This window comes from Bacillota bacterium (assembly GCA_023511455.1).
GTDB lineage: Bacteria > Armatimonadota > HRBIN16 > HRBIN16 > HRBIN16 > HRBIN16.
The window spans coordinates 1-16,127 of sequence record JAIMBJ010000020.1 but is presented as its reverse complement, the minus strand read 5'-3'; the positions used below and the strand labels follow the sequence as shown (position 1 = coordinate 16,127).

The 16,127-nt window shown below is 59.1% G+C and carries 16 protein-coding genes; 9 read left to right on the top strand and 7 right to left on the bottom strand.

Features of this window, described 5'->3' with window-relative positions; genetic code table 11:
• Positions 1 to 9: 9 nt before the first annotated feature.
• The gene (locus K6U75_11160) at positions 10 to 717 is read right to left on the bottom strand and encodes an N-acetylmannosamine-6-phosphate 2-epimerase (GenBank protein ID MCL6475596.1); all 708 of its coding nucleotides are present in this window, start codon (positions 715 to 717) and stop codon (positions 10 to 12) included.
• Between the two features lie 120 nt (positions 718 to 837).
• Here K6U75_11160 and trxA point away from each other — a divergent pair, with 120 nt between their 5' ends.
• Positions 838 to 1,248, top strand: a complete 411-nt coding sequence (gene trxA / locus K6U75_11155; GenBank protein MCL6475595.1) for a thioredoxin — start codon at positions 838 to 840, stop codon at positions 1,246 to 1,248.
• Between the two features lie 192 nt (positions 1,249 to 1,440).
• Here trxA and K6U75_11150 read toward each other — a convergent pair whose 3' ends face one another.
• The 4 genes from K6U75_11150 to prfB all read right to left on the bottom strand — a co-directional run bounded on the left by K6U75_11150 (position 1,441) and on the right by prfB (position 4,455).
• Complete coding sequence (locus tag K6U75_11150; GenBank protein MCL6475594.1) at positions 1,441 to 1,713, bottom strand: hypothetical protein; 273 nt, start codon at positions 1,711 to 1,713, stop codon at positions 1,441 to 1,443.
• A 39-nt stretch (positions 1,714 to 1,752) separates the two neighbouring features.
• Complete coding sequence (locus tag K6U75_11145; GenBank protein MCL6475593.1) at positions 1,753 to 2,679, bottom strand: M28 family peptidase; 927 nt, start codon at positions 2,677 to 2,679, stop codon at positions 1,753 to 1,755.
• Between the two features lie 19 nt (positions 2,680 to 2,698).
• The gene (locus tag K6U75_11140; protein ID MCL6475592.1) at positions 2,699 to 3,352 is read right to left on the bottom strand and encodes a 5'-nucleotidase C-terminal domain-containing protein; all 654 of its coding nucleotides are present in this window, start codon (positions 3,350 to 3,352) and stop codon (positions 2,699 to 2,701) included.
• Positions 3,327 to 4,455, bottom strand: a protein-coding gene (gene prfB / locus K6U75_11135; GenBank protein ID MCL6475591.1) for a peptide chain release factor 2 whose coding sequence is annotated in 2 segments (ribosomal slippage) — positions 3,327 to 4,385 and positions 4,387 to 4,455 — 1,128 coding nt in all. Because the reading frame shifts where the segments join, the coding sequence is not laid out codon by codon here. The genes K6U75_11140 and prfB overlap by 26 nt, the downstream gene beginning before the upstream one ends.
• 213 nt (positions 4,456 to 4,668) lie before the next feature.
• Between prfB and K6U75_11130 the strand changes: the two genes are divergently transcribed.
• The 8 genes from K6U75_11130 (at position 4,669) to K6U75_11095 (ending at position 13,011) form a co-directional block, all read left to right on the top strand.
• Positions 4,669 to 5,724: a Gfo/Idh/MocA family oxidoreductase gene (locus K6U75_11130; protein ID MCL6475590.1), complete on the top strand. Its 1,056-nt coding sequence runs from the start codon at positions 4,669 to 4,671 to the stop codon at positions 5,722 to 5,724.
• Between the two features lie 9 nt (positions 5,725 to 5,733).
• Positions 5,734 to 6,429, top strand: a complete 696-nt coding sequence (gene radC, locus K6U75_11125; protein ID MCL6475589.1) for a DNA repair protein RadC — start codon at positions 5,734 to 5,736, stop codon at positions 6,427 to 6,429.
• Between the two features lie 79 nt (positions 6,430 to 6,508).
• Complete coding sequence (locus tag K6U75_11120) at positions 6,509 to 7,063, top strand: hypothetical protein (GenBank protein MCL6475588.1); 555 nt, start codon at positions 6,509 to 6,511, stop codon at positions 7,061 to 7,063.
• A 38-nt stretch (positions 7,064 to 7,101) separates the two neighbouring features.
• On the top strand, positions 7,102 to 8,604 hold the full coding sequence (locus tag K6U75_11115) for a Ppx/GppA family phosphatase (GenBank protein MCL6475587.1): 1,503 nt from the start codon (positions 7,102 to 7,104) through the stop codon (positions 8,602 to 8,604).
• Positions 8,605 to 8,615: 11 nt separating this feature from the next.
• Positions 8,616 to 9,716, top strand: coding sequence for a CHAD domain-containing protein (locus K6U75_11110; protein MCL6475586.1), 1,101 nt, complete (start codon positions 8,616 to 8,618; stop codon positions 9,714 to 9,716).
• On the top strand, positions 9,713 to 10,219 hold the full coding sequence (gene sixA, locus K6U75_11105) for a phosphohistidine phosphatase SixA (GenBank protein MCL6475585.1): 507 nt from the start codon (positions 9,713 to 9,715) through the stop codon (positions 10,217 to 10,219). The genes K6U75_11110 and sixA overlap by 4 nt, the downstream gene beginning before the upstream one ends.
• Before the next feature lie 192 nt (positions 10,220 to 10,411).
• Complete coding sequence (gene ppk1 / locus K6U75_11100) at positions 10,412 to 12,532, top strand: polyphosphate kinase 1 (protein MCL6475584.1); 2,121 nt, start codon at positions 10,412 to 10,414, stop codon at positions 12,530 to 12,532.
• Entirely contained in the window at positions 12,499 to 13,011 is a 513-nt protein-coding gene (locus tag K6U75_11095) for a hypothetical protein (protein MCL6475583.1), read from the top strand. The genes ppk1 and K6U75_11095 overlap by 34 nt, the downstream gene beginning before the upstream one ends.
• On the opposite strand, the gene K6U75_11090 is transcribed toward K6U75_11095, so the two are convergent.
• Both K6U75_11090 and K6U75_11085 read right to left on the bottom strand, forming a co-directional pair.
• A complete protein-coding gene (locus K6U75_11090; protein ID MCL6475582.1) occupies positions 13,012 to 15,015 on the bottom strand; it encodes a hypothetical protein in 2,004 nt (667 codons plus the stop codon).
• Positions 15,016 to 15,246: 231 nt separating this feature from the next.
• Positions 15,247 to 15,486, bottom strand: a complete 240-nt coding sequence (locus K6U75_11085) for a hypothetical protein (GenBank protein ID MCL6475581.1) — start codon at positions 15,484 to 15,486, stop codon at positions 15,247 to 15,249.
• Positions 15,487 to 16,127 lie beyond the last annotated feature (641 nt).

Here is a 16,127-nt window from a genome sequence, read left to right as displayed (position 1 = left end):
GCTTGTTGGTCAGCTATTGTGCTCGTTGCCATTACCGGCGGTGCGCTGTCGCATCCTCTCCACAAAACGGGCAGTCACCTGATCGATGGCGGTAATCGCAGTGCCGACCACCACCGCCCATGCTCCCGCCTCCAGCGCGAGACGGGCTTCCTCTGGCGACGAAATGCGCCCTTCGCAGATAACAGGCACGGTGACCTTCTGCGCCAGCTGCCCAACCAGTGCGATATCTGCCCCCATCGTGCGGCGGTGCTGGGTGTACGGAGTATAGCCCGACATCGTGGTGGCGACCAGGTCCGCCCCCATCTCCGCTGCAGCAACGCCTTCCTCCAGCGTCGAGATGTCCGCCATCACCGGCACGCCGAGTTCCTCATGAATGCGCTGTATCAACTCCTGCAATGGCTCAGGGCGGTCGCGGTCGGTCGCATCTATCGCCACAACGTCCGCACCAGCCTCTACTACCGCACGGGCGTGCTCAAAAGTGGGAGTAATGTACACCGGGTAGTCTGGCAGAGTGTGCTTGTAGATGCCGATTATCGGCACCTGAACCAGCTCCCGAATGGCACGGATGTTTTGCGGAAGGTTGGCGCGAATGCCTGCTGCCCCGCCGCGCACGGCCGCCTCTGCCAGTGCCGCCAGCACAACCGGTTTTCCCAACGGCGTGTTTTCCGGCGCCTGGCAGGAGACGATAAGACCCCCTTTTTTCTGTGTTAAACGCATGTTCACCCCCGAATGTGAAGCAGCCTTCTCTATTCTACCGTGAATCTTCCGCTGCCGAAAGGGTATCTAATGTTTCGGAATAACACCAAAGTACAACGTAAGGAGGTTGAAAATACCAGTATGTTCGGACTGTTCGGGCGAAGACAGGCAACTGACCACTCCGAAAGCGGGTTGATCAAGCATGTCAACGCCAGCACGTTCAAGCAAGAGGTACTGGAGTCGGACATTCCGGTGCTGGTGGACTTCTGGGCGCCGTGGTGCGGACCCTGCCGGATGCTCGCGCCTATTCTGGAAGATATAGCCCGCGAGTATCAGGGGCGGCTAAAGGTGGTGAAGCTGAACACCGATGAGAACCCGATTACGGCCAATGCCTACGGCATTCAGGGCATCCCGACGCTCATCCTGTTCACACGCGGTTTCGCCCGCGAGCGGCTGGTGGGGCTGATGCCCAAACAGCATATCATGGCGAAGATACTGCCGCACCTGCCAGCAGAGGCACCTGCAACAGCAGGCAACACAGAGACCGTGTAGGAGGAATTGCTCATGCCGCTCAAAGCTATTCTTGCCATCGCCGGCGGGGCAGTGGCGGGTGTGATACTGTCCGCGCTGTCCCGCAAGATGGGCAGCACTTGAGGCATTCTCTGCAACCCTGTCATTGCCGCCATCTACGGGGCAGTGCTGGGGTTGCTGCTGGTTTTCGGGCAAAACCAGCCTCAAAAGTAGTTACAAAGGAAAATGGGGCGACCGTCTGCGGCGGCTCAGCCAGCTGCGCAGGCTCCAACCGATGTCTTCTACTTTCTGGTGGAGTAAACAGAAGAGGCTGCGCGCCTGTGCCGTGCCGTGCAGTTGCAGTTTGCGGGTGACCTCGATGACCGAACGCACCTTTGCGGGTTCGGTGCTGAAGTGCCCGCGCCAGCCGCACACGTGGCACTCGGTGTTCTCCATCAGGTTCAAAGCACCACACAGGTCGCAGATTTTGAGGCGTACCTCGTCCATGACAGCACCTGCATATCCGTTTATGCTCCACTACCAGTATTATGGCTTGGATTCGCGTTCCGAGTAGACCACCGCCGCCACCACTTCACCCACTATCTGCAGGGACTGGGGACTGCATTTGTCCACTGTATCCTGCAGCGTGTGCCAGTAAGGGTAATCGAAGTCAATCAGGTCGATGCAGGGCACACCCGCCTCGATCAGCGGGATGTGGTCATCGATAATCGCATACTTCTGGGCGTCAGGGAAATACTTGCGGTAGCCCAGTTCGCCCGCTGTGCGCCAAACCTTTTCCACCAGTTGCGGGGCAGCATATACGGAGTTGACCTCTTTGTATATCTGCAAATCCTTATCGCCCACCATGTCCAGCAGGATGCCGTACGTGGGGCGCAGTTTGCCCATGTTCTTCGCAAAATAGCGCGAACCCAGCAACATGTTGTCCACTGTGGGTCCATAGTCCTCACCATCCCAAAGCGCGATGATGACACCCACCTCAGGACGCTTGAGTTTGAACTGCCGTGCCAGCTCCAGCAACACCGCCACACCGGACGCGCCGTCGTTTGCACCCAGAATCGGCTTTTTGCGATTGGCGGGGTCTAACTCTTCGTCCGCAGTGGGGCGGGTATCCCAGTGCGCGCAGAGCATCACCCGTTTGCTGGCGTTCTCGTTGAAAATCGCGAAGATGTTGTACAGGCGCAGGCTTTTGCCATTGACCACCCGAGTGAAGGTTTGCACTTCCACCCGGTCGGCAACCTTCTCCAGCTCCGTCATCAGCCAGTCGCGGCACTGCAGGTGAGCCTGTGTGCCAGGCACGCGCGGACCGAAGGACACCTGCTTTTCGAGGTCGGCGAACGCCCGTTTACCGTCAAAGGCGGGACGCTCTGCCTGCACCGCCCCTGGCGCACAGCCCCAGAGAAGGAACAGCCCAAAGAGGGATAAAAAACTCAGTAATCTTTCAGCCAGGCGCAAAAAAGCATCTCCTTTCTCGTTACGGTTTCACTGCCACGATGCGCTCGGAGACTCCAGCAATCGGTTTGCCTGCTTCCAGGTATGCCCGCACCGCATCGCCGACCGTTTTTTCGGTTTCGCGCTCTATCGCCGAACGCTCCCATACCTTGAAGTAGCCCAGCGCACCGTAAGCGAGCGTAGCCGAAGTCGCCACACGGTACTCACGCTGAGGGTTCAAATCCTGCTTGTTCTCGGTTCCCACCTGAACGCGCACCACCCGCTCGCCTGCCGGCTTCGCGGGGTCGAACGTTACCTGCAATCCGCTCACCTGCAGGAAGCCGGCGTTGGGTTGTGGATACAGCGTAAGCGCACGCTCCAGAGCCTGCTGAATCTGCGCGCCGGTGAGCTTCAGCACCACCACGCGGTCGTCGCGATAGGGCAGTAACCTGCTCACGACCTCGGCGGGTGGGGTGTCTTTGCTCAAGGTGACTTCGTTGAACGCTGCCGCCGGAAGCCAGCCGATATCCGCTCCGCTCGCATCGCGCAGGGCATCCACCACCACGTTCGCCAGGTCGCTCTCCTCTGTGCGTACGTTTTTGGTGCTCAGCTCCTGCGCCCAACCGGCCACACCTGTTATCAGCAGGAGAACCACTGCCCACAGGATGCTGTTAACTGCTCGGCGGATTGTCTTCATTTCTGCGTGCCCCCTTCCATCGGAGATAGGCGTGGATGAACAGGTCAATGTCGCCATCCATCACCCGAGGCACATCCCCCGTCTCCGCTTCTGTCCGGTGGTCCTTCACCATATAATACGGTTGAAACACATAGGAACGTATCTGATGTCCCCATTCAATCGGCGGAGGCTCGCCACGCAAAGCGGCAATACGCTCTGCATTGGCACGACGCTCGCGCTCCGCCAGCCGCGCCATTAAGACGCGCATCGCCATGTCGCGGTTACGCTGTTGCGAACGCTCGTTCTGGCACGTGACCACGATGCCCGTCGGGATGTGCGTGATGCGCACCGCCGTCTCGTTCTTCTGCATGTGTTGACCGCCCGCGCTACCCGCGCGGAAGGTCTCGATACGCAGGTCGTCCGGGTTGATTTGAATCTCTTCGCTCTCGGAAAGTTCCGGTATCACGTCCACCGAGGCGAAAGAGGTATGCCTTCGCTTGTTGGCGTCAAACGGTGAAATCCGCACCAGTCGGTGCACGCCCCGCTCGGACTCCAGCAAGCCATAGGCATTGCGACCCTCGATGCGTACCGTTACACTTTTTAGACCGGCAACTTCGCCCGGAGTTTCGTCTAAAATCTCGGTGCGGAAGCCGTGTTCCTGCGCCCAGCGTAAATACATCCTTAACAACATCTGCACCCAGTCACACGATTCGGTGCCGCCCGCGCCGGCGTTGATTTCCAGGATGGCGTTATTGGCATCGTGTTCGCCGCTAAGCAGGGTCTCCATCTCCAGCGTGTCCAGTCGCTTCGCCAGCTCCTGCAAGCCCTGCTGCAGCTCTTCGAGCAGTTCCGTGTCCTCCTCTTCCTGCAGCAGTTCGGACATCGCCTGCAGCTCCTGCCATTGCCGTTCCAGCTCCTCCCAACCGGCGATACGCTGGCGCAGCGCGTTCAGCTGTTGAATGGTCTCCTGCGCCTCGCGCGGCTCGTCCCAGAAACCGGGGCGGGTGGTCTCCTCTTCCAGCCGGGCAATCTGTTGCTTTACATGGACAACGTCAAAGGTGTTCGCCCAGCGCGCGCAGACGCTCGCCATACGCCTGCAGCTCGCGGCTCAAAACCTCTAACACAGGCTCCCTCCCTCCTCATGGTCTCACAAAGGGTATTGTACCATAAAGCGACCGTCCCACGCATTCCGTGCCGCGACAACCTGCGCACGGTGCCTCTCCCCTACAGCAGTAACCCCGTCGAAAACCGCAAGGTCGGCTCAAGCGCAGGATATTGCTTCTCTCTTGCCCAATTGTATACTACTCCATTTCGTGTGAAGAGCGAGGTAATCCACAGTGCCAGCAACGCGTTCCGGTAAAAAGAAAGTGCGAGTCGGCGTTGTCGGTGTCGGTATCGGCAGTTTGCATATTCAGGGCTATCAACGCCTTCCGCAGGCAGAGGTCGTTGCGGTCTGCGACATCGATGAAAAGCGGGCACAGCAGGTCGCGGACGAGTACGGCGTACCACACGTGTTCACCGACTACCAGCAGATGCTGGAGAAGGTCGAACTGGATGCGGTGTCGGTGTGCACCCCCAACGCGCTGCACGCCCCCGTTGCCATCGCTGCCATGGAAGCGGGTTGCCATATCCTGTGCGAGAAACCGCTGGCGCACAATCCGCAGGATGCCGAACGGATGCTTCAGGTAGCACAGAAGACGGGTGTGCTGTTCATGATGGGCATGAACAACCGCTTCCGCGGCGAAAGCCAGACGCTGAAGCGCCATATCGACGCGGGTGACCTGGGCGACATCTACTACGCCAAGTGCGGATGGCTGCGCAGGCACGGCATCCCGGGCTTCGGCGGCTGGTTCACTACCAGAGCACTGTCGGGCGGTGGACCGCTCATCGACATCGGCGTACACGTGCTTGACCTGACGTGGTGGCTCATGGGTTGTCCGGAGCCAGAAGCGGTGTTCGGTGCTACTTTCGCCAAGTTCGGTCCCTACGGACGCGGACAGGGCGGCTGGGGAACCCCGCAGAAGGGCGGTACCTTCGATGTGGAAGATTTGGCGACCGCGCTCATCCGCTTCAAGAACGGTGCGGTGTGTCAACTGGATGCCTCGTGGGCATCGCATATCGAGCGAGACGTGTTCTACTCGCAGTTGATGGGCACGAAGGGCGGTGCGACACTGGAGCCCCTGCGTATCTTCACCGACCGCCACGGCGTGCCGGAGGACTACGTGCCTCATGCGCCCAACATCCCCGGACACCTGGCGGAGATCGAACACTTCGTGGAGTGCATCCTGAAGCGCAAGCCATGTATCGCACCCATTGAGCATGGCGTGGCAGTGATGCGCATTCTGGACGGTATCTACCGTTCTGCGGAGACGGCAGAGCTCGTACGCGTATAGGACTACCAAATGCCCGAGCTTCCCGTCAAATACACCATCAAGGAGCTGCCCGAGGATGAGCGACCACGCGAGCGGCTCGTGCAGTTCGGAGCGAACGCGCTCTCCAGTGCAGAGCTGCTCGCCATCCTGCTGCGCACTGGAACCCCGGAGATGACGGCGGTGCAGCTGGCGCAGCATCTGTTGACCAGCATGGGTAGCCTGCGTGCCATCGCGAGTGCAAAGCCTTCCGAACTGGCGCAGGTGAAGGGTATCGGACTGGCAAAGGCAGCACAGCTGCTGGCGGCGGTGGAGCTGGGCAGACGCATTGCCCTGGAAGCGATGGGCGAACAACCTGCCATCACCCGCCCCGAAGATGTGTATGCCCTGCTCCACCACCAGCTGCGCGACGAGAAGCAGGAACACGTCATCCTGCTTCTGCTCAACACCAAAAACCGTGTGATACAGCAAAGCACCGTGACCAAAGGCACGCTGGACTCGAGTCTGCTCCATCCGCGCGAGGTATTTCGCGAAGCCATCCGCCACAGCGCGTCCTCTATCATCCTTGCGCACAACCATCCCAGCGGCGACCCCACCCCCAGCAGTGAGGACATCCAGATGACGAAGCGCATCCACCAGGCGGGGCAGTTGCTGGGCATCGATTTGCTCGACCACGTCATCCTCGGCGACGGCAGGTGGGTCAGCCTCAAAGCACAGGGAATTTTCTGATCCTCAACGCTCCCACTTTGTGCTACAATATGGGTGGGAACATCCTGCGCCTCCTGCAGACACAAAGGAGGGGTCGAGCATGCCATACAAATTCAAAGAACGCTGGCTGGACCGTGCCCTGCACCGTCGCCACTTTGAAGCCTTCGTGGTGTTCCTGATTATGCTGATTGTGATGGGCATGGTGCTTCATCTCTACGGCACGGGCAGTGAAGCCGCCAACCGCACCGTCTGCCGGGCTAATCTGCGCCACCTGGCTCAGGCACTGCACCTGTACGCTCAAGACTATGATGACCATTATCCCACGCAGGCCCGCTGGGTGCGCCTTGTCTCGGCTTACACTGACAACCTGAACGTGTTCTTCTGCCCGTCGGACGACCGCCCTCGCCCCCGACGCGAGCGCGCTGAGGTGGCTGTATCCTACTGGTACACTCCCCCCCGCTCCTCAGGCGACGAGGGCTCGGTGCCCTTGTTCGGCGATGTGATGTACTCTAACTGGGTGGGCAACCACGAGGATGGCGGCAACGTGGCGTACCTGGACGGGCACGTGGTTTGGCGCAACATCACGCAGTGGCAGCAGGATGGCTTACCATTGCAACCACTGGTGCAAAAAGGAAAAGGACACAGACGCGGGTAATTACCTTGTGCCAATAACGCAGGTAATAGAGAAGGACAATGCTGGCAGCCATTGACATTGGTTCAAACGGCGTTCGAATGCAGGTGGTACGACTCATCGACACCACCCGATTCGAACTGGTAGATTATCAACGTGCCCCTGTGCGCCTCGGAGAGGATACCTTTTCGCAAGGCTTTATCTCCGAGCAGAACATCCAGGCGGCGATTCAGGCGTTGCAGCGGTTTCGCGACATCATCGAGCACTTGGGCGTGCCGCGAATGCGTGCCGTCGCGAGCAGCGCAGTGCGAGAGGCAGAAAACCGTGATATCTTCGTCGACCGCATCGCCCAGCAAACGGGCATTCAGGTGGAGGTCATCTCGGGCGAAGAGGAGGCGCGACTGGTTCATCTGGCGGTGACCAAAGCCATGGACCTGCACGGCAAGTACGCGATGCTCATCGAAATCGGGGGAGGCAGCGTGGAGGTCGTTCTCAGCGAGGGTGAGACCATTCTGTCGAGTGAAAGTTATCGGCTGGGCACTGTGCGCCTGCTACAGAAATTCGGGTGTGTGACCGATGACCTGCTCTCCTTCAGCCGCCTGGTGAGAGAGTACGCCGAGCTGGCGCGTCAGCGCATCGATCGCGAGATTGGGGCGCAACGCATCAACCTGTGCATCGGCACCGGGGGTAACGTCGAAGCATTGGGCGACCTGCGCTGCCGATTACTGCGCAGGCGCAGTAACACCTTCATCACCCTGTACGAGCTCGAAACGCTTATCGAAACCATCGGCAAGATGACGATTCAGGAACGCATCGAGAAACTGGGCTTGCGTCCTGACCGTGCGGACGTCATCATTCCGGCAGGCATCGTGCTGCACATGCTGGCGCGGGAAAGCGGGCTACGGGAGATACGCATCCCGCACGTGGGTCTCAAGGACGGCATCTTGTGGGACATGCTGCCCGCTGCAATCGTACAACGCCCTCCCGTCGAGCAGCAAGTGCGGGCGTCAGCGATGAGGCTGGCGCAGAAGTACCGGATGGATGTGCAACACGGCAGGCACGTGTCCCAGATGGCTTTGCGCCTGTTCGAGCAGTCCGAGCCGTTGCACCACATGGGCCCAGAAGAGAGACTCCTGCTGGAGGTGGCGGCGCTGTTACACGACATCGGGCAGTTCATCCAGCCGGTGGACCACGAAAAGCATGGGTATTACATCGTCAAGCACAGCCCCCTCCTCGGCATGACGCCCAGACAGCAGGAGATTGTGGCTCAGATTATCCGCTACCACCGCCGCGAGCCGCCTTCGCCCAAGGATGAGGAGTTCCGTACCCTGTCTCAGGGCGACAGGCTCATCGTGACCAAGTTGACTGCCATCCTCCGACTAGCCGACGGACTGGACACCAGCCGCAGCCGCGCCGTACAAGACCTGACACTGGTTCCGATGGACAAGAACCGGTGGAGACTGTTGCTCACCGGTGAAAGGGATATGCTGCTGGAGAAGTGGCAGATTCGCAAGCGCAAGAGCCTCTTTGAGGAAGTATTTGGAGTCTCCCTGGAAATCGCATAGGAGGTGACACGATGGATGTTACTGCGCTCTCTCTTTTGACAAAAACCGCCAAAACACGCTTGCGCACCCTGCGTGCCCAAGCGAAGCTGTGCCGCAAACAGTTCAGCGAAGAGGCAGTGCATGACCTGCGGGTGGCGATGCGCCGATTGCTGGCGCTGGTGGACTTTCTCAACTTCTTCGCGGCGTCACCAGCCCTGCGAAAAGTGCGGCGCAGCCTCAAATCTCACCTGGACGCCTTTGACGCCTTGCGCGATACCCAGGTGATGCTGCTGGAAACAGGACAGCGACTGGCGCAGCTGCCGGAGATCGAGCCTTTCCACTGCTACCTGCAAAAGACGGAGAAGCGATTGCTGCGCCGCGCCCAGAAGGATATTGAGGATGTCGATAACACCTACTCAAAGCCCATCCGAGCTGCATTAAAATCGGTAGAGGAAATGCCCGTCGACGTGTTTTCTCCTGTGGACGATGCCTATCACACGGTGCTGAGCCGGCTGGCGATGGTTGATGCGGCAAATGTGGCCACCATCCATCGCGTGCGCATCGCCTTCAAACGCTTCCGCTACAGCTTCGAGATTGTACAGCCGCTGCTGAACGATATGCCCGAAGACCTGCCCGCACAGATGCACAGCTACCAGACGTTGATGGGCGAGATTCAGGACGCCGAGGTACTCCTGCGCACGCTGGAAGAGTACACCAGCCGCCCGCGCAAGGATGGCGCAGACCTTACTCCGGTACGCCAGTTTTACGAGCAGCTCCACCGCGAGCGAGTAGACGTTTACCTTCAGAACATGGACAGGGTACACTCTTTCTGGCGCGCCGCTCCAGACGCACTGTTCCCGTGGCAGGAAGAGGCTGGTGCGCCCCTGGCGAGCGTGGAGGAAACGCTGGAAGAAACCGACATCTTGTGCGAGGAACCAGCGATCGCCGAGCAGCCGGTGGTGTCTGGTGACGCATTGGAAGAGGTAGCAACACCCGGACAACCTGATGCAGATGTCCTAGCAGAGTCTGAGGCACTGCAACCAGACGCAGAGACGCCGGAAACAGCACAGACACCCGGTGACGGGGATGGACTTGCGTCTGCAACATCGCAAGAGGAGGAGGACAGGTCGTGAAGCTTTATCTGGTGCGCCACGCGATTGCGGTTCCACACTTCACGCCGGACTACGAAGACGATAGCCAGCGTCCGCTGACGGACAAGGGGCGGGCGAAGATGCGCGACATCACGCGGGGGCTAAAGGCACTGGGGGTAGCTCCGCAGATTATTCTCTCCAGCCCTTACGTCCGCGCGCGCCAAACCGCGGAAATCCTGCGGGAGGGTCTGGATGTGCAAAACCCCATCGTTTTCACGGAGAACCTTTTGCCCCTTGCCCATCCCGACCACATGTGGGAAGAACTGAAGCAATACAGTGGTGTCGACTCGATGGCCCTCGTCGGGCACGAACCCAACATGAGCGCGCTGGCGAACCTGCTGCTGGGTGTAACGCGCCTGCAGATTGTCTTCAAGAAGGGCGGCGTCTGCCACATGACGGTGGACGACCTGAGTGGCGCACCAGCGGCGGTGCTGCAGTGGCTGCTTACGCCGAAGCAGATGATTGCGATTGGCAATAAGAAGTAGATGCACTCTTTGTCATGCTGAACGGAGTGAAGCATCTTGGAGACTCTTCGCTTCGCTCAGAGTGACATGATGTTGGCATGATGAAGGACATGCACTGTCATGCTGAGCATTAGCGAAGCATCTCGGCGTTTCCTCGCTTCGCTCAGGGTGACATTTCGCGCAGAATGATACTTCAGTCTCAAGTGCGTGGCTATGCCCAAAACGAAATCAGAAGGAAAGCAGTATATTCGCTACTTCAATCGTGAGCTGAGCCTGCTCGATTTTCAGCAACGGGTGCTGGAGGAGGCAGAGGATGAACGCAACCCCTTGCTGGAGCGGCTGAAGTTCCTTGCCATCTTCGGCTCGAACATGGATGAGTTTTTCATGGTGCGCGTCTCCGGCATCCGTGAGCAAATCGAGGCGCAGGTCACCCAGCTCCCACCCGACGGTATGAGTTTGAAAGAAGAGATCGAGCGCATCCGTCGCAAATCGCTTCAGCTCTACCGGCGGTCGGTGGCGTGCCTGCACCGCCAGATTATCCCCCAGCTGCGCAAAGCGGGCATCCATATCGTGCCCTACTCCCGGCTGACGGCAGCACAGCAGCGCAGGGCAAACCAGTACTTCCACGAGTTCGTCTTCCCCGTGCTGACGCCCCTCGCCTTCGATCCGGGGCACCCCTTCCCGCACATCTCCAACCTGAGCCTGAATCTGGCGGTGGTGGTGGCCGACGAGGACGGCAATGAACGGTTCGCGCGGGTGAAGGTGCCCAATACCCTGCCGCGTCTGGTTCCCCTGCACCGTGCCAATCACGACGGGCCGGCAAACACAGGCGCGCAACTATACTTTACATGGATAGAGGACATCGTTACCGCCAACCTGCACGAGCTGTTCCCCGAGATGCGCGTGATAGCTGCCTACCCGTTTCGAGTCGTGAGGGACGCCGACTTTGAAATCCGCGAGCTGGAGGCGGACGACCTGCTCGAAACCATCCGCCAGACCATCCATCGGCGCAAGTTCGGTTCCGTCGTGCAGCTGGCGATTGGTCCCGAGATGCCCCGCCGGGTGCGCAACCTGCTGATGCAGAATCTGGAGGTCTATCCGCAAGATGTGTACGTGCTGCCGCACCCCCTGGGGCTGAGCAGTCTGATGCAGGTGTACGCCGAGATTCCGCGCCCTGACCTGAAGTTCCCGCCGTATCATCCATCCACTCCGCCGCCCTTGCAGCAGAGCACAGACAGATTCCAGGTCTTTCAGGCGATTCAACAGGGCAACATCCTGTTACACCATCCCTACGACTCGTTCGAGCCAGTTATCGAGTTCCTGCGCACCGCAGCACGTGACCCGCACGTGCTAGCTATCAAGCAGACTATTTACCGCGTTGGGAAAAACGCGCCGGTGGTGCAGGCACTACTGGAAGCGGCAGAAGCGGGTAAGCAGGTGGCGGTGCTGGTGGAGCTGAAAGCGCGATTCGACGAGGAGAGCAACATCGGCTGGGCGCAGAGGCTGGAGCAGGCGGGTGTTCACGTGGTATATGGTTTCGTGGGGCTGAAAACCCACTGCAAAGTCGCGCTGGTGGTGCGTCAGGAAGGCGACCGCATTCGGCGCTATGTCCACCTCTCCACCGGCAATTACAACGCCACCACCGCCCAGGTTTATGAAGATATCGGCATGCTCACCTGCGACGAGGAGATTGGCGCAGACGCCACCGACCTGTTCAACTATCTCACCGGCTACTCCAGAAAGCACGACTACCGCAAGCTGCTGGTTGCGCCGGTGAACTTGCGGCAGAGATTGATGGCGCTGATTCGGCGCGAAATCGCCCACGCGCAACAGGGGCTGCCCGCACGCCTCATCTTCAAGATGAACGCGCTGGTGGACAAGCAAATGATAGACCTGCTGTATGAAGCCTCGTGCGCGGGCGTTCAGGTAGACCTGATTGTGCGGGGCATCTGCTGTTTGCGCCCCGGAGTGCCCAAACTGAGCGAAAACATCCGCGTCATCAGCGTGCTGGGACGCTACCTCGAGCACAGCCGAATCTACTACTTCTGGAACAACGGCGACGAGCAAATCTACCTCGGCAGCGCAGACCTGATGCCACGCAACCTCGACCATCGGGTGGAGGTGCTTTTCCCTGTGGAAAGCCCGGAACATATCCGCTATCTGCGAGACCGGGTGCTGGAGTGCTACCTGCAGGACAACCGTCGCGCCCGAATTATGCAACCGGACGGTACCTATCAGCGGCTCTACCCCCCGCAGGGGCAGCCTGAGATCGATGTGCAGACCATGCTGGTGCAACGACCGTGGACACTCCCGATTGGCGAGAACGAGTGCTGAACCTGCCGCTGTGGACGGTAGGGCTGACCGTATTGTTCTGCGGGGTGATACTGGGATTCGTGCTTGCACGCGCGTTGCAGGCGGCGCAAGAAAGCTTGCCTGCTCCCCTTGAATTACTTGCGAGCATCCGCAGACTGGCAATCCTGTGGATACCTGTGGTTACCGGCTTCAAGTGGCTGTTCGATACCTTCATCCTCTGGATTGCGGTGCGCATCACGGGCAGCATCGCTGGCGAACCGTTCCATGTGGGCTTCTGGGAAGGCTACCGCACGATGCTCCCTATTACCATGCTCATGGTGTTGAACTCCAGCGTTACCCTCCTCGTGGCACTGCTCACGCAGGTCTGGTTGATACTCATTGTGGCGTGGTTCATCGACCTGTTCATCCTGCGCTACTTCCTCGAAATGGACTGGTACGAAGTGTTCCTGCTCAATGCCGTGCTGGGCTTTTTCAGCTGTGTCACGGGCGGGCTGCTGTAATCAGGGCCACGGGAAGGTGGGCGTGGGCAGCTGCCAGAACCACGCAATCAACGACCACATGCACGCTGCCAGAAACTCGCCGAAGATTAAGCCCAGGAAGAAGGGGCGCAGCAGGCGAAAGGTGCGCATCCCCCCGTAGCGCACGATGGGCAGTTTGATCAACCATGCCACCAGCATCGAGAACCAGAACACCACAATCCCCCACGACGGCGCCATCGCATAGCCGAGCGGATGCAGGGGAAACCCCGAAATGCGCCACCGAAAATAGCTCAGCAATGCACACACCAGAGCGCCGATCAGGGTAAACAGCGGCCCGTTCGGATACTCACGCTGTGTTGGCACGCCCCCCATAAACGGCGCGTTCTCGCGGAAGAACTGGATGCTTGCCCCGCTGTACACGTAGCTGTAAAGGTTCATGGCGCCGTACTTGTAGGGCAGCCACATCTGTATCACCAGCGCCACCACAATGGCTAACAGTATCCCTCCTACCAGCAGCCACAGCACGCGCCGCGCCCGCAGGCGTGCCTGCTCTGCCACCTTCTGCGCGTCCAGTAAGCCCGTCAGCAACATCCCGCGCAGGTCACGGGTATGCATGCCGTCCAGAAAGGAGAGTAAAGTCAATTGGCGCGCACCGAGCATCTGCCGCTCACCAAAGGTATAAATGTCCATCGGCGTGAAACAGCCTTCAGTAATCAGCAAGCCGCCCTCGGCGGTACACCGCGCCATGATAATCGCCTGCACAAAAAGATACACCCCAAAATGGAACAGCGCCACCTGCCACGTCATCCCGAAATAGGTTGCCCACAGTAAGATGACAAGCAAGCTTACGACAAGCCCCCACACCGCCACGCGGTACGAGAACATTTCCCTGCTTTCCGCCTCGTCAGGGGGCACAGCGCCAATCGCCCGACGCCACACGTGACGCAGGTGATGGCGCGCGCTGTAAAGGGTGAGTATCGCCAGCATGAAGAACGCACCCGCTCCCTGATAGGCGACATGCGCCGCAAACGCCGCGTGTTCAAACGGCGTGTTCTCCCCATACAAACCCACTGCCGCTTCCTGTAACTTGCCCAGCAGGTAGAAGAACCAGAAGCTGAACAGCAGGTCGGTGGGCATCAGATAGAAAAAGCCGATAGCGGCAGGTGAAATCCAGATAGCCCAGTAACTCACCTGGTTCCACGGACGCTCGGTGAAAAGCGGGTTCAACTGGATGGACAATCGCACTTCGGGAACCGATGGAACCCACTGATGCAAGCCGTTGACCAGAAATAAGCCAAACGAGACCACGAACCCTGCCCACATGAGCTTGTTTCGCAGGAAGGACTGCGGCTGCAACATCATCTCCAACGGCAGTTGCACCAGCGGGAAGGAGAGTTTTTCCCCCTCCACCCAGTGCTTGCGCAGGATGACGGTCATACAAAAGAACGCGGCGTACACGGCGAGTATCAGGATAAGCCACACCAGCAAAGGTACGACCCACTGCGCATAGGGCAGGGCAACGCCGCCGGGCAACCGCTCATAGAACCACACGGCAACATCCTGCCGTGCGCCCTTCGCGGGGTCCCACGGCACGAGCTGCGGAGGGATGTGCGGAAAGAACAGTACATCCCAGCGGTTGCCGGGCGCGTAATAGTTGACGCCCACCAGCAGCGGCAGCCACCGCTCCATCAGTCCACGGGAGGTGATCATCGGCGCGGGTATCATCAACACAAACGCCACTGCCAGCTCCGCAGGCGTCAGCTTCCAGCGGGGAGCGAATCGCGCCAGCAGCTGATTAACGACCACTATCACGAACAGCACGCCCACCAGCGCGGGCGCGAGCTGCATCATGCCTATCTGGATGTTCTTGGCAATCAGCTCTCCTGCAGACACAATCACGCACAGCACCACAATCCCGACGAACCCCACCACCAGCGCACGCGGACGCACGGGCAAGGTCACCGAAAGAGTCTCACCCACCCTTTGCGACGTCTCCGAGGGAACCTTAGCCGCTGCCTTTTGCATCGATGGGAATAAACCTCCGCTATATAACGCTTACACAAATCGATTATAACGTTTTGAAAAGCGAGGGCGGATTCCTTTTGTTCTAATTCTGCAGAAGGAGGAAAGTTCCTACCGAGCGAGCGAAAGGCGGGGCAGCAGCGGGATGGTTCCACCCACTTGAACATATCATGGAGATACCCATGTGGCTGCTTTTTGCGGTGTACCGGCACGATTCATCCAGCCCACTTCCCCTCACTCACACGGCCAGTACTCCTTTCCGCGCAAATAGGGGTCGGTATCGATAACCTCCTGCGGGATGGGGGGAATATCGGTATACAGGTACCACGGGTGGCGCATCTCTGAAGGGTAATGTCGTTCAGGGCTTTCTCTAAAACAGAGAATCTCCGCATAGGCGCTGGAGACTGAACCATCCAGGCGCAGACGTAAGACCTTCCCCACGTAGTCTACATCCGCTTTGGATGCCGGAGGCATCGGGCGCCTTCTGCCGTGCAACTAACACACCGCGATCCCGTGGTTTGGCTCTGCCCGTTCCATGATGTGCCGATACAAATCCGTGAACGGGCGGTAGTCAGGTAAAGAAGCATTCCCCCCCATTTGGCATCTGACAAAACCATATTGCTCGCTCGCGCCGCTGCCTTTCGTGCCAACCGCCAAACAGGTCGCAAGGCCAAAACACGTCTATGCAACGGTATTGAAAGTCTCCACTCATAGGGAAGCATTGTGAATAGACATCAATGCACCCTGCTCGAAGGGGTTTAAGTTCGCCTTTCTTCGCTGGTCGCTGCTGACTGGGAACAGACGCGGGTAGACCTTCCACGCAATCTACACATCCATCATTGACTATGGGAAGACATGGAGCCGCCCCCCCACGCAGTCCGAGTGCGGCGAGCGTGCGGGGCAGAGCGAACACGTTTGCCACGAACAGCGCCACCGCTGTCCATACCAGTACCTTGCGCATCGTGAACCTCTTCCTTCTCCGGAGTAGGAGTTACGCAGTTGACCGCGAACCCCTATCGACAATACTATGATAACATGGATAACATGAAAACGGAAGCCAGTCAAGGGGAGCGATGCAGAAAATGAACCCGCCCAAATGCGATGATTTAGACTAC

Coding starts and splice junctions, on each gene's coding strand:
- K6U75_11150 (MCL6475594.1), bottom strand. CDS start 1,713: ATGGACGAGGTACGCCTCAAAATCTGCGACCTGTGTGGTGCTTTGAAC.
- K6U75_11120 (MCL6475588.1), top strand. CDS start 6,509: ATGCCATACAAATTCAAAGAACGCTGGCTGGACCGTGCCCTGCACCGT.
- ppk1 (MCL6475584.1), top strand. CDS start 10,412: ATGCCCAAAACGAAATCAGAAGGAAAGCAGTATATTCGCTACTTCAAT.
- K6U75_11115 (MCL6475587.1), top strand. CDS start 7,102: ATGCTGGCAGCCATTGACATTGGTTCAAACGGCGTTCGAATGCAGGTG.
- K6U75_11160 (MCL6475596.1), bottom strand. CDS start 717: ATGCGTTTAACACAGAAAAAAGGGGGTCTTATCGTCTCCTGCCAGGCG.
- K6U75_11140 (MCL6475592.1), bottom strand. CDS start 3,352: ATGAAGACAATCCGCCGAGCAGTTAACAGCATCCTGTGGGCAGTGGTT.
- trxA (MCL6475595.1), top strand. CDS start 838: ATGTTCGGACTGTTCGGGCGAAGACAGGCAACTGACCACTCCGAAAGC.
- radC (MCL6475589.1), top strand. CDS start 5,734: ATGCCCGAGCTTCCCGTCAAATACACCATCAAGGAGCTGCCCGAGGAT.
- K6U75_11110 (MCL6475586.1), top strand. CDS start 8,616: ATGGATGTTACTGCGCTCTCTCTTTTGACAAAAACCGCCAAAACACGC.
- K6U75_11090 (MCL6475582.1), bottom strand. CDS start 15,015: ATGCAAAAGGCAGCGGCTAAGGTTCCCTCGGAGACGTCGCAAAGGGTG.
- K6U75_11085 (MCL6475581.1), bottom strand. CDS start 15,486: ATGCCTCCGGCATCCAAAGCGGATGTAGACTACGTGGGGAAGGTCTTA.